Source organism: Accumulibacter sp. (assembly GCF_023806635.1).
In the GTDB taxonomy this organism is placed as follows: Bacteria; Pseudomonadota; Gammaproteobacteria; order Burkholderiales; family Rhodocyclaceae; genus Accumulibacter.
Genome location: NZ_JAMTDQ010000064.1, coordinates 1 through 13,189 on the forward strand (window position 1 = coordinate 1; position 13,189 = coordinate 13,189).

Annotated in this window: 11 protein-coding genes; 4 read left to right on the forward strand and 7 right to left on the reverse strand. The window is 67.9% G+C overall.

What is annotated here, in order from left to right:
- The first annotated feature begins 173 nt into the window (after nt 1–173).
- Nucleotides 174–296 carry a hypothetical protein gene (locus tag NFW30_RS12015; protein ID WP_295351829.1) on the forward strand — a complete coding sequence of 41 codons (123 nt, stop codon included), beginning with the start codon at nt 174–176 and terminating at the stop codon, nt 294–296.
- A gap of 255 nt (nt 297–551) precedes the next feature.
- Nucleotides 552–953: a hypothetical protein gene (locus NFW30_RS12020; RefSeq protein ID WP_295351826.1), complete on the forward strand. Its 402-nt coding sequence runs from the start codon at nt 552–554 to the stop codon at nt 951–953.
- Nucleotides 954–1,082: 129 nt separating this feature from the next.
- Here the strand turns inward: NFW30_RS12020 and NFW30_RS12025 are convergent, their stop codons facing one another.
- Entirely contained in the window at nt 1,083–2,120 is a 1,038-nt protein-coding gene (locus NFW30_RS12025) for an aldo/keto reductase (RefSeq protein WP_295351823.1), read from the reverse strand.
- 238 nt (nt 2,121–2,358) lie between these two features.
- Between NFW30_RS12025 and NFW30_RS12030 the strand changes: the two genes are divergently transcribed.
- Together NFW30_RS12030 and NFW30_RS12035 are read left to right on the forward strand one after the other, a co-directional pair.
- Complete coding sequence (locus tag NFW30_RS12030) at nt 2,359–4,449, forward strand: DUF1631 family protein (protein WP_295351820.1); 2,091 nt, start codon at nt 2,359–2,361, stop codon at nt 4,447–4,449.
- Nucleotides 4,450–4,558: 109 nt separating this feature from the next.
- On the forward strand, nt 4,559–6,043 hold the full coding sequence (locus tag NFW30_RS12035; RefSeq protein WP_295351817.1) for a DEAD/DEAH box helicase: 1,485 nt from the start codon (nt 4,559–4,561) through the stop codon (nt 6,041–6,043).
- On the opposite strand, the gene NFW30_RS12040 is transcribed toward NFW30_RS12035, so the two are convergent.
- The 6 genes from NFW30_RS12040 to NFW30_RS12065 form a co-directional block, all read right to left on the reverse strand.
- A complete protein-coding gene (locus tag NFW30_RS12040) occupies nt 6,017–6,832 on the reverse strand; it encodes a protein phosphatase 2C domain-containing protein (protein ID WP_295351815.1) in 816 nt (271 codons plus the stop codon). The two genes, NFW30_RS12035 and NFW30_RS12040, sit on opposite strands and share 27 nt — an antisense overlap.
- Nucleotides 6,833–6,997: 165 nt before the next feature.
- A complete protein-coding gene (locus tag NFW30_RS12045) occupies nt 6,998–8,338 on the reverse strand; it encodes an AMP-binding protein (RefSeq protein ID WP_295351812.1) in 1,341 nt (446 codons plus the stop codon).
- A 35-nt stretch (nt 8,339–8,373) separates the two neighbouring features.
- Complete coding sequence (gene glcF, locus NFW30_RS12050; protein WP_295351810.1) at nt 8,374–9,627, reverse strand: glycolate oxidase subunit GlcF; 1,254 nt, start codon at nt 9,625–9,627, stop codon at nt 8,374–8,376.
- Between the two features lie 13 nt (nt 9,628–9,640).
- Nucleotides 9,641–10,708: a glycolate oxidase subunit GlcE gene (glcE, locus tag NFW30_RS12055; RefSeq protein WP_295351807.1), complete on the reverse strand. Its 1,068-nt coding sequence runs from the start codon at nt 10,706–10,708 to the stop codon at nt 9,641–9,643.
- Nucleotides 10,708–12,183 (reverse strand): FAD-linked oxidase C-terminal domain-containing protein, encoded by a 1,476-nt coding sequence (locus NFW30_RS12060; protein ID WP_295351804.1) that lies wholly within the window; start codon nt 12,181–12,183, stop codon nt 10,708–10,710. The genes glcE and NFW30_RS12060 overlap by 1 nt, the downstream gene beginning before the upstream one ends.
- A 94-nt stretch (nt 12,184–12,277) precedes the next feature.
- Complete coding sequence (locus NFW30_RS12065) at nt 12,278–13,015, reverse strand: ParB/Srx family N-terminal domain-containing protein (RefSeq protein WP_295351801.1); 738 nt, start codon at nt 13,013–13,015, stop codon at nt 12,278–12,280.
- Nucleotides 13,016–13,189 lie beyond the last annotated feature (174 nt).

The following is a 13,189-nucleotide window of genomic DNA, read 5'->3' on the forward strand; positions in this document are numbered from 1 at the left end:
GCGCCAACCTCAGCCAACCACCGCCTTGCGCGGATTTGAAATGAGAAGTGCTGGCGACCTGCCCGCCGTCCGACCCTGCCCGTATCGCTGCGCCTTGCTGTCGGTCGTCGTCAACGACCGCAGCCGCTCGCGGTGCTTGAAGCGCTGGCGGACCGTTTCCGCAATCGACTGCGGTGCCGTGCGCCAGCGCCCAGATCCATGCGCAGGACGACAACCGGACGAAGTTCGCGCATGGCTGCATCGCGTCGCCGCAGGTGATGAATGCCGACCGCTTCGACCTCGACCGCGCGAAGTGATCGGCGGGCTCCTGACCGCGGCAACCTGCGTCGCGGGACTGCTTGGTCCGATCGCCTGCGGCGGAGCATCTGGCCCGTCCGTGCTGGAGCCGACTCCTTCCAACCAGACCAGATTGCTGCCGCGCCTGGCCCGCAGTGGAGGCAGAAGCGGAACGGGTCGCCCATTTCGTCCGCGCATCGCCGCGAGTCGCAGGTAGCGATCCGTCGATTGTGGTTACAATGCGCGACTGATCCTCAGCTTCCCGGGGAAGCACCGTGTTCGATCGTGCGCGCCTGCCATTCCGTACCTTCCTGATCGCCTGCTGGCTGCTGCCTGGCCTGAGCGCCTGCGACTCGGCGCAGCAGGCGGTCGGCATCGAGCCGGCCGGCGCGAAGCTCGCGCGCCTGGACGCCGAGGGCAAGGCGGTTGGCGGCGCGTGTCGACAATCCGGGCGGGCGATCGAGGACTGCTACTCGATCTATTCCTGGCTCCCGAAGGCCTCGATCTACGAGGGCTGGCGCGACATGGACATCTACATGCGCGAGAACAAGCTCGAAACCGTCGAGCCACAGCTGCCGCCGCCGCAACCCCCCGGCAGCAAGAAGAAGAGGGCTCCCGCCAGCGAGCCCGCCGAAGGCGAAGGCAAGTCGGCTGCGAAGCCGACGGCGAAGGAATAGAAACCATCGCGTCGTCCCGCATGCGGTCAGCAGCACCCACGCACATCCCGCTGACGCGCTGACCATCGACCCCAGAGCGGAGCGCTCCCGCCGATTGCGCCTGTTCGCGACGCCCTCACCGACTCGTGTTCACGGAGCCGGGTTGCCGTGGCGCAGGTGGATCGCGTCGACCTCCGTCAACAGCGCGGGCGACAGAGGCAGGGCCAGCGCGGCCAGGTCCTCGTCGAGCTGCGCGACGCTGGTGGCGCCGATGATGGTGCTGGCGACGAACCAGCGTGAGTAGACGAAGGCCAGTGCCAGTTGCGTCGGCGTCAGCCCGTTCCGGGCCGCCAGTTCGACGTAGGCGCCCACCGCCGGTGCGACGCCAGCCTTGCCGTAGCGCTGGCCGAAACCGGGAAATTCGTTGATGCGGCCGGCCGCCTGCGGGTCGCGCAGGTACTTGCCGGTCAGGATACCGAAAGCGAGCGGCGAGTAGGGTAACAGGCTGACCCCCTCGCGATGGCAGACCTCGGCGAGCCCGTTTTCGTACACCCGGTTGAGCAGGTTGTAGGCATTCTGCAGCGAGACCGGTCGCGGCAAACCGTTCTCGCGGGCAAGGCGGACGAACTCCATGACACCCCAGGGATGCTCGTTCGAAAGGCCATAGTGGCGGATCTTGCCCTCGCGCATCAGCCTCGCCAGAGCCTCGATCGTTTCCAGAATGGACGTCGCCGCGTGCTCTTTCGCCGGATCGAATTGCCACTGGCCGAACATCGGCTGATTGCGCGCCGGCCAGTGCAGTTGATAGAGGTCGATGTGGTCGATCTGCAGTCGCCGCAGCGAGCCCTCGACCGCGCTGCGCAGACTGCCGTAGTCGAATGCGTGTTCGCCGCCGCGTATCCAGTGGAGGCCGCGCGACGGTCCGGCAGCCTTGCTGGCAATGACGAGGCGGTCGCGCGCCTGCCGGCGCAGCCAGCTGCCGACGATCTCCTCGGTACGGCCGCAGCTTGCCGCCCGCGGTGGCACCGGGTACATCTCGGCGGTGTCGATGAAGTTGATCCCGGCTGCCAGCGCCCGGTCGAGCTGCGCGTGGCCTTGCGCTTCGCTGTTCTGTTGTCCGAAGGTCATCGTGCCGAGGCAGATCTCCGACACCTGCAGGTCGCTGTTGCCAAGGAATCTGCGCTGCATGTCTTCTCCCACCCGTCGCCCGGCGACGGTCAAAAAGAGCCTCGGCACGGCCGTGCGCGAGGCGAAAGGCCCGCTGCCATCGTGCAAAGGCGTTCATCAGGACGGATGTCGTCGTCTATAATCGGGACGATGATCCCGCCGGCGCTGCAACGCGGTCTGCAGCGGCCAACCGGACGCCAATACGATACAACAAACGAGACCACCCGAGATCTGCGCGGGCAACCCGAAGGCTCGACCGATGCCTCCATACGAACCGCCAACCTGTCGCCCCGGCGAGCGGCAACTCGCCCTGACCCGCGCCAGCAGGGAGATTCTCCAGCGCCGGCTGGGTGAGATCGTCAGGATCTGCGCCGCACATTCGCCGGCGGCCGCAGAGGCTTTCGAGCGAGAGATCGGTGAAGCGCATGACGAGCTGCTGTCCACCCACTCGGACGACGACTTCGGGCAGACCAGCGAGTTGACGGCTTCGCGCCTTACCCTGATGGGCGACGACGATCTCGAACTCGACATCCGCATCCGCAACGTCGGCAGCCGCCTGCGTGAGGCCGGCGGGCGCGCTCTGTCCCGCTGCCAGTCGCGCTACCGGACGCTGCTCGGCTGGGCGGCGAGCAATGACGGCGACGAACCACTGGGTCCGGAAGTGATCTGCCTCGGACTCTGGGCGCTGTCCCGCGAGGCGACACGCAGCCTCGACGAGGCGCTGACCCTGCTCGAGCGGATCGAACAGCGGCTGCTGCAGCAACTTCCCCTGATCTACGGCGAGATCGACGACTTCCTCGCCAGCCAGGGCGTCGAAGCGGCGCCGATCGAGAGCCGGCAGACGGCGGACACGGGAACGGTGACGGTGCCATCGCCACGGAGCCCGGCCAGCCATGGCCAGTCGTCGAGTTCGGCACTGCAGGACTTCGTCCGGCAGCAGGCCGCCGGCACGCCAACGGCCAGCGCAGCCCCGTTGGCCGGCGCTGACGGCCCGCAGGCCGGCAGTCCGACGCTCGACACGGCAGCGCTCGTCATGCTCCAGCATCTGCTCGCCCGGCTGACGGCACTCGAGGCACGCGCCTCGACAGCAGACGGCACGGCCACCAGCACTGCAGGCGCTGCTGCGCCGCGATCGCGGGATCTCGATCTCCCGGCAGGGCGACCGGAAGCGGTCATCATCGACACCATGGCGCTGATCTTCGAAGCCATGTTCGAGTCGGATGAGTTGCCGGACGTCATCCGTGCGGCGCTCGGCAACCTGCAGATTCCCTTGCTGAAGGTGGCGATCGTCGACCCGGCGCTGCTCGCCAACGAGACTCACCCCGCCCGCCTGCTACTCAACCGGATCGGCCATGCGGCGCTGGGCCTCTCGCGCGATGCGCCATCGGGGCACCCGCTGTGCGCGCGGCTGTGCCGGCTGGCCGCAACGGCGCGGGCAGCGCTTGGACGAAAGCCGATCGATCTCGACAACCTGCTCGCCGATCTCGCAACGCTGATCGACGAACGCGAGCGGGCGATCCGGGCGTCTGCCGAACCGTATGAGCAGATGGTGCGCGCGCACGAGAACAGACGATACGCCAGCCAACTGGCTGCGACCTGGCTGCGAACCAGCCTGGCACGGACACACGCGGCCGAGATCGCCGTCTTTCTCGAGACGTACTGGCTGCGCGTGATGATCTCTGCCGGCGCCGAAGGGGGCCCAAACGGCGAGCTCTGGCAGCAGCACAGCCGAACCGCCGACGATCTGATCTGGAGCGTGCTGCCGAAACAGGGCCCAGAGGAGCGCAAGCGGCTCGCCGGGATGGCTTCCTCACTGCTCAAGCGGATCGCCGATGGCCTCGACGCGATCGGCATCAGCGCGGACGAGCGCAAGCCCTTCCTCGACCGGCTCTTCGACCTGCAGACGGCAGCCCTGCGCAACCAGCCGACTGCTGCCCCGGCAGGAGAGGGGCCTGCAGGCGCGCGGCCGACGAGCAGGTTTGCCGAGGCGCTCAGGGACGCTGCTGGAAGCGGCGCGCAACTGATCGAGGACGGCGGGCGGCGGGTACGCTATCTGGGCAGTGCAAGCAGCGAGCGCCCGGCGCAGGCAAGCGCCACGGCCGGTTTCAAGGTCGGGGAATGGCTGCGCTTCAGCCTGCCGGATGCCGCACCAGTTTGCGGTCTGAGCTGCTGGCTGGACCCGGCCGGGGCGACGGCCCTCCTGTTCAACCCGGACTGGAGTTGGGCGGTGGCGGCACATCGCTCCTTCTTCGACCGCCAGATTGCCAGCGGCAGGGCACGCATCGTGTCACGCGTCGGCCTCTTCGACGCCGCCGCCGAACGTGCCCTTCGCCGTCTGGGCGGGGGTTGAGCCGGTCGCGCTCGGGCAGCCGGCGCGGCGCAGCCGACTGCAGTCTGGCAAGCGATGTATAATCAGTCTTATATGAGACTGATGATGACCCGATCCCGAGGTTCCGCGCATGCGTTTCGATGAACTGGGCCTGGCACCTGATCTGCTGCAGGCGGTTGCGGACCAGGGTTACGCCGAACCGACGCCGATCCAGGCGCAGGCGATCCCGCTCGTCCTCGCCGGCCGCGACCTGATGGGCGGCGCGCAGACCGGCACGGGCAAGACGGCAGCATTCACCCTGCCGCTGCTGCAACGCATCCTCGGCTTTGCCAACGCCAGCCCGTCGCCGGCGCGGCATCCGGTACGGGTGCTGATGCTGGCGCCGACCCGCGAACTGGCGATCCAGGTGCACGAGTCAGTCAAGACCTATAGCCGACATGTTCCGCTGCGCAGCGCCTGCGTGTATGGCGGCGTCGACATCAAGCCGCAGATCGCCGAGATCCGCTGTGGCGTCGAGGTTCTGGTGGCGACGCCCGGGCGTCTGCTCGACCTCTTCGAGCAGAAGTGCCTCAACTTCGCCAGCGTCCAGGCGCTGGTCCTCGACGAGGCCGACCGCATGCTCGACATGGGGTTCATCCCCGATGTCACGCGCATCATCAACCTGCTGCCGACACAGCGGCAGAGCCTGCTGTTCTCGGCAACCTTTTCCGAGGAAATCAAGAAGCTTGCCGACCGCATGCTCAAGTCGCCGGTGCTGATCGAGGTCGCCCGCCGCAACACGGTCTCGGAAACCATCACGCACCGCGTGCACCCGGTTGCCGCGGTGGCGAAGCGGGCGCTGCTGGTCAAGCTGCTGAAGTCGGCCGACTTCAATCAGGTGCTGGTGTTCACCCGCACCAAGATCGAAACCAACCGCCTGGCGCGCGACTTGCAACGGGCCGGCATCGCAGCCGACTCGATCCACGGCGACAAGAGCCAGCAGGACCGGTTGAAGGCGCTCGAGGCGTTCAAGGATGGTTCGATCCTCGTCCTGGTCGCCACCGACGTCGCCGCCCGCGGTCTCGACATCGACGAACTGCCGCATGTGATCAACTACGAACTGCCGCACACGCCCGAGGACTACATCCATCGCATCGGCCGCACCGGCCGGGCCGGCAAGCCGGGAACCGCAGTCTCGCTGGTCTCTGCCAGCGAGGTACAGTACCTCGCCGACATCGAGAAGCTGATCCGGCTGCAGGTGGAGCAGATCGTCGTCCCCGGCTTCGAGCCGGAATACGATTACAGCTATCCGCCGAGCGGCAAACGTGGCCATCTGCGGCGACCGGCGTCGACGTCCCCACCGGCCGCGGCCGCGCCGGGCGGGCTGCGCGACGAGCAGCTGCGGCCGGGCCGCAACGGCGAGCGCCGGGACGGTCGTGACCGCCACGGCAGCGGGCGCCCATCGCACATCGCCGCCGACGGCTTCGACTTCAGCAAGCCTTACGAGAGTAGCGTACCGCCGCCGCTTGCGACCACCGCTGCCGGCGAAGCGGCCCGGCTCCCCGTACACGGCGACCACCCGCACAAGACCCGCCGTCCCGTCGCAGCCTTACTGGGCGGACTGGGACGCAAGTGACGCCACTTCGACCGCTGGCCGGGCGACCTGCTCGGCTGTCGCCGCATCGACGACTTTCAGGATGGCGAGCGAAATGTTGTCGCCATCGCCGTTGCCCAGTGCGCGCGCGCGCCCGATCAGCAGCTCCGATGCCTCGCGTGCGGACGAGGAGCCGTTGATCACCCACGCCAGTTCCTGATCGGTGAAATAGGCCCAGAGGCCGTCGGAACAGAGGAGGAAAGTGTCTCCGGGCTGCAGGCTCGCGCTCTCGCCGAAGGCGATCTTCGGCAGCTCGATGCCACCGAGCGAAGTCAGCAGGATGTTGCGGTTGGGGTGAACCAGCGCCTGTTCGGGTGTCAGCCGCCCCTGCACCACGAGTTGCTCGACGTAGGAATGATCGGTGCTGCGAAAGATCAGGCTGTCGCCGCGAAAGTGGTAGAGACGGCTGTCGCCGCAGTGTGCCCAGCTCACCTTGCCCGGTTGCAGGAGCAGCATGACCGCCGTGCTGTGCGGGTCCTTCTCGTTGATGAAACGCGATGCCTTGATCAGCATGTGCGCCTCATTGAGGCTCGACTCGAGCAGGATCCGGGCCGAATCGTTGCGTGCCGAAAAGCCCTCGAGGTTGTTGCGCGCGGTGTGCACCACCTGCTTGGCGGCGATCACACCGCCAGTGTGCCCGCCCATGCCGTCCGCCACGACGGCGAGGACGACGCCACCGCCACGCGGATGCGGCACGATGGCGGCACGGTCCTGCTGTTCACGGCGATCGCCCTGATGCTGGGCAACGCAGGCATCAACTGAAATCCCCATGTCCCTCGTCCATTCGCCCCTTCTCCGGCCGCCCACCCCGCACCGCTGCGGCTCTGCCCCCACCGCGTCCGCCGCAGGACCGCGACGACCGTCTCACGCATGCATCGTGACGTTCAATTCTATCGCTTTCGACGAACGGCAGGTGCGACGAAAATGCGCCTGACTTCAGACATCGCCGACACGCCCGTGGTACCAGAAATCGCCCTTGGCGTCGGTTGCCGCCAGAACGCCGGTGAGGAACCAGCCATCACCGGGCAGCCCGGCATCGGTGGCCGCGTGCCCCTGCCAGAAACCGAGCGGCACCGCCGGGTCCTCCTCACCGTTGCATACACGATGCACCGCCAGTGCGCCGACGGCGCCTGCACCGAGCACCGCGCCCTGATGATCCAGGACCGCGACCCGGTGTCCGGGATACGGCTGCCCGAGCGAACCCGGGCTGGTCGGCCAGCGCGCCGCGCCGGGACCGAGAATGCCGCTGATCCCGGTGCCGCACCAGATCTCACTGATCGTCACGCCGAGCTTCTCCCGCGACCACTTGTGGGTCGCCTCGCTCAGCGGCTGGCCGCTGCTCGCCAGGGTGCGCAATTCGAGGTCGCAGGTCGCCCGGGGATCCGGCAGCGTCTGCTGCAGCATCTGCAGCGCCGACGGTTCGAGGAGGCAGTTGCGCACCGCGTAGTGCTGCAGCAGGGCGAAGGCCTTGCCGGCTTCGAAGGGCCCGTTGTACGCCAGCAGCGGCCGGCCGAAATGCCAGGTCGCCAGCAAACCCTGCAGGAGGCCGCCGCTGCACACCCAGTCGATGGGCGACCAGAAGAGGTCCGCGTCCTGCGGGAAGCACTCGTGCGCGCTGGCGTAGGCGCCCACATTGCCGAGCAGGGCCCGCTGCGCAAGCAGAACCCCGTGTGCCCCGCAGGCCGGAGCATCCGGGTAAAGGATCAGCGCCGGGTCGGCGGCCGCCGTGTCCTTCGGTGTGTAGCTCGGTGAGGCATGTTCGACGACGGCTGCCCAGGGTCTGACTGCCCTGCCGACCGCCGCGCCGACACCGATCACATGCCGCAACGCCGGCAAGCGGTGGCGCACCTGCGACAGGGCCGGCAAAGCCGTCTCGTCGACGATGGCCAGGTGTGCGCCCGAGTCACGGAGCCGGGGTGCAAGCGCATCGGGCCCGAGCCGAGGTGCGAGCGGCACCGCGATCGCGCCCATCTGGAGGATCGAGACCAGAGCGATGGCGGCTTCGGGGCGCTGTGGCAAGACGACGGCAACGCGGTCGCCGGCGACCGTCGCCAGAGCGGCGAGAACGTTGGACAGGCGGTTGGCCTCGCGCTGGATGTCCCAGAAAGTGTGCGCCGAGCTGAAACCGCAGGCATCTTCGTAGTACAGCGCGAAACGACCACGATCGCCGGCCCAGCGGCCGCAGACATCGTCGGCGATGTTGAACCGCGCCGGAACCCGCCAGCGAAAGCTGCGGCTGCGTTGCTGCTGATCACCGGCCTGACTGTCGCTCGCCACCGTCTGCCCGCCGTTCCTCGTCCCTGCGCCGACGCTCAGGAAGCCATTCCCAAGCGTTCGTCGATGAGTTCGATCCAATGCCGTACCGGCGTCGCGCTGCCACTCTGCAGGTGCGTCTGGCAGCCGATGTTGGCGGTGACCAGGAACACCGGCCGGCCGGCATTCATTGCCGCCAGCTTGTTGTCCCGCAGTTGCGTCGCCAGTACCGGCTGGCTGATCGAATAGGTACCCGCTGATCCACAGCACAGGTGTGGGTCGGCAACCGGCGACAACTGATAGCCGGCGGCTGCGAGCAGGCCCTCGACGACGCCCCGGATCTTCTGCGCGTGCTGCAGCGTGCACGGCGAATGGAAGGCAAGCCGCTCACCGCTGCCGCCGCCTGCCGCGCGCAGCAGTTCGACGAGACGATCCTGCTCACCGGCGAGGATCTCCGAAACGTCCCGCGTCATCTGCGCGATGCGCGCCGCCTTTGCCGCATAGGCCGGGTCGTTCTGCAGGACTTCGCCGTAGACACGCACATGCTCGCCGCAACCCGAAGCGGTCATGACGAACGCCTCGACGCGGCCGCTTTCGACCTCCGGCCACCACGCGTCGATCACCTGGCGCATGTCGTCGAGTGCCTTTTCCTGCGCCTGCAGGTGGTAGCGCAAGGCACCACAGCATGCGGCAGCGGGTACCTCGGCGAGCTCGATGCCGAGGCGGTCGAGGACTCGTGCGGTCGCGGCGTTGGTGGCCGGGGTCAGCGTCGGCTGTACGCAGCCGGCCAACGCGATCATGCGTCGCCGGTGCCCTGCGGCGCGCGGCCACGGCAGCGCAGCGCGAGCCGCGGCAGGCGGCACCTTGTCGGCCAGCGCGCGCGGCAACAGTGGTCGCATCGCCTGGCCGAGCCGCACCGCCGGTCCGAAGATCCAGTTGCGCGGCAGCGCCTCACAGAGCAGGAAACGCATCGCCCGCGCCGCCAGCGGCCGCGGCACCTTGTGCTCGACGACTTCGCGCCCGATCTCGAGCAGCCGGTGATAGCGGACTCCCGAGGGGCAGGTCGTCTCGCAGGAACGACAACTCAGGCAGCGGTCGAGATGCAGCTGCGTCGTCTCGCTGACCGGTCCGCCTTCGAGCATCTGCTTGATCAGGTAGATGCGACCGCGCGGCCCGTCGAGTTCGTCGCCGAGCAGCTGGAAGGTCGGGCAGGTGGCCGTGCAGAAGCCGCAATGGACGCAGCTGCGCAGAATGGCGTCAGCCTCGCGGCCAGCCGGTGTGTCGCGGATGAAATCGGCTAGATTGGTCTGCATGGTCGGCGAACTCTCATAGGTCCGGATACATCCGGCCGGGATTGAAAATCCCCTGCGGATCGAAAGCCTGCTTCAGGTTGCGGTGAATCCGCGCCAGCGCTTCGGGCAGCGGCTGGAACACGCCGGCGGCGGCCTTCAGCGTCGCGTCAGCGCGAAACAGGGTGGCATGGCCGCCGACCCTGGCTGCCGCCGCCCGGATGGCGCCTGCTTCGCCGCCGCGCAGCCAGCGTTGCGCGCCGCCCCATTCGATCAGCGTCGGCCCCAGTCCCAGCGGCGGAGCCACCGAAGGCAGACCGAGGCGCCACAATGGAGCGTCACCGGCAAAGAAGGCGTGCTCCTGCTCGCGCAGCGACTGCCAGAAGGCATCTGCCACCGCCTCATCGAGCAACTCGCCGGCCAGCGTCCGCTGCGCCGCCACCACTGCCGCCGCCGCTCCCGACAGGCGGAGCGTCAGGACGCCGTCGTGCCAGGCCGAGGCGGAGATCGGCAGCGGCCGCCCCCCCCATTGGTTGAGTCGCTGCAATGCCGCCACCTCGTCGCTGGCAAGACGCAGGCTGCTCTCGGCAACCGGCCGCGGCAGCACCTTCAAAGACACCTCGAGGATCACGCCGAGCGTACCCAGGCTGCCGGCGAGCAGGCGCGGCACATCGTAGCCGGCGACATTCTTCATCACCTGACCACCGAAGGAAAGCACCTCGCCGCGCCCGTCGAGCAGGCGGACGCCGAGGACGAAATCGCGTACGGCGCCCATCGCCTGCCGCCGCGGGCCCGACAGTCCGCACGCCAGCATGCCGCCGACCGTCGCCTGCGGCCCGAAAAGCGGCGGCTCGAAGGGCAACCACTGACCCTTCTCGGCGAGGACGGCCGCCAGGTCGGCGAGGCGGGTTCCGGCGCGAGCGGTCACCACCAGCTCGGTCGGCTCGTAGGCGACGATGCCCCGGTAGTCGCCGACTGCGAAGGGCTCGCCGCTTTCGGCGCCGCCGTAGAACGACTTGCTGCCGCCGCCGCGAATCGCCAGCTTGCCACCACCGCCGGCAGCTTCCCTGATGCGGCCAGCCCAGTCTTCGAGCAGCGCGTCCATCACGGCCTCGCCGACGCGCTCGCGCTACCGGCGCGCGCTTGTGTGTACTCACGGCAGCGCGCCAGCGTCGGCACGCCCTTGCCCGGATTGAGCAGGCCGTGCTCGTCAAAGGCCGCCTTGAGCCGGTGAAAGGCATCGATCTCCACCAGGCTGAACTGCTCTGCCATGAGCATGATCTTCTCGACGCCGACGCCATGCTCGCCGGTGATGGTGCCCCCGAAACGAACCGAGAGTTCGAGGATCTCGGCCCCGAAGGCAGCCGCCCGGTCGAGTTCGCCCGGCTGGTTGGCGTCGTACATGATCAGTGGGTGCAGGTTGCCATCGCCGGCGTGGAAGACATTGGCACAGCGCAACCCATATTTTTCGGAAAGAGCGTTGATCGCCTCCAGCATCTCGGCCAGCCGCCGTCGCGGAATGGTGCCATCCATGCACAGGTAGTCCGGAGTCAGGCGACCGACGGCCGGAAAGGCCGCCTTTCGCCCGGCCCAGAAGCGCAGCCGCTCGGCCTCGTTCTGCGACACGCGGATACCCGCGGCACCGCTCCTCTCGATCACCGCCCGCATGCGGCCGATCTCCTCGGCCACCTCCTCGGGCGTGCCATCTGATTCGCAGAGCAGGATCGCCTCCGCCTGCAGGTCATAGCCGGCGTTGACGTAGGGTTCGACGGCGTGCGTCGCCTTCCTGTCCATCATCTCGAGTCCGGCCGGGATGATGCCCGCGGCAATGATGCTGGCAACGGCGTCGCCCGCCTTGCGGACATCGTCGAAGGAGGCAATCACGACCTGCGCCAGCTCCGGCTTCGGTGTCAGCCTGACGGTGACCTCGGTGATCATCGCCAACAGTCCCTCCGAACCATTCAGCAGCGCCAGCAGGTCGTAGCCCGGTGCATCCAGCGCCGCGCTGCCGAACTCGACGATGTCGCCGGCAATCGTCAGTCCGCGCACGCGCAGCACATTGTGCACCGTCAGGCCATACTTAAGGCAGTGCACGCCGCCCGCATTCTCGGCGACGTTGCCGCCGATCGTGCATGCGATCTGCGACGACGGGTCGGGTGCGTAGTAGAGGCCATACGGCGCGGCAGCCCCGGAGACCGCCAGGTTGCGCACCCCTGGCTGGACGATGGCGGTGCGCGACAGCGGGTCGACGTCGATGATCTTCTTCAGCTTCGCCAGCGACACCAGCACCCCGTCCGGATGCGGCGTCGCTCCGCCCGAGAGGCCGGTCGCGGCACCGCGCGGCACGACTGGCGCGCGCAACTCATGGCAGATGCGCAGGATCGCCTGCGCCTGTTCCTCGCTCTCGGGCAGCGCGACCAGCAACGGCAACTGGCGAAAGGCGGTCAGACCATCGCAGTCGTACGGCCGCATTTCCTCCTCCTCGGCCAGCAGGGCGCTGGCAGGCAGGACCGCGCGCAGGCGCCTGATCAGTCTTGTCCGGTCAACGGTGTAGCGGCGGTCGGCCAGCGTACCTTCCATTCTCCTGCTCCCTCCTCGGCCAGTTGATCGCTGCAGGCGAAGCGCTTGTGGCTGGCAGTTCCGGTAGTCACGCCGCGCCCCCGTTGCCGGCGCCTCACGCGCCGCTGACGAAACCGGAATAGCCCGGCAAACCGGCAGCCTCGGGCGACCTCGCGAAGGCGATGGCCTGCTCGATGATCCGGTTGCGGTCGTCCTCCTTCATCTTGGAGATCAGCACGTCCGTACTCCGGGTCTCGTTGCGCAGGATGTCGTTTTCGAGAATCATGCGCATGCGGAAGTACTGCGCCCAGCGGAACTCGGCGAAGTCGCTCGGTCTCTTGGAGTAGCCGAAATGCGACCGTACGTACCACGCCAGCCCGCGATAGGGATCGTTGCGCAGGTCCTTGATGTGCGTCGGCAGCTGCGACGGCTGCAGTGGCCCGCCGCCGGTCTGATCGAAGAGGTAGACCCAGGCGGCGTCGTGCATGGCTTTCCAGAAATTGTAGTCCTCGAGCACACTCCAGTTGTAGAGGACCTCGACGACCACCCGCGCGTCGTCCGTGGTGATGCCGGCGTCGTTCTTCCCCTTCGCCGTCTCCCAGACCGCCCGCGCCAGGTGGTGGTGATCGGTCAGGCAGAACTTGTTGCCGCGGCCGATGACGACCGGCACCGGCCGCGTGATCAGGTAGGCGGTCAGCTCATCGCGGCTCTTCCTGCGCATCGACTCCGCCCGCGCATAGACCTCGTCGAGACCGACGGCACACTGTGTCGGATGCAGGGCGGACACCTTGATCTGGTACAACTCGCCACTGCGGTGCGCCTTGCCTGAGCACTCCTGATAATCGAAATCCATCGTCTTCCTCCTAGATTGTCGTTTGTGTTGACCCGGGCGATGGACCGCTGGCGGCGTTGCGCGCGGTGATCTTCCGCCACCCGTGCGAGCAGCCGCCAGCGGCCACCGGACAAGGATGCCGATGGTGGCAGCATCCGTCAACACAAGTTCGCATGGCAGACGTGCGACAATCAC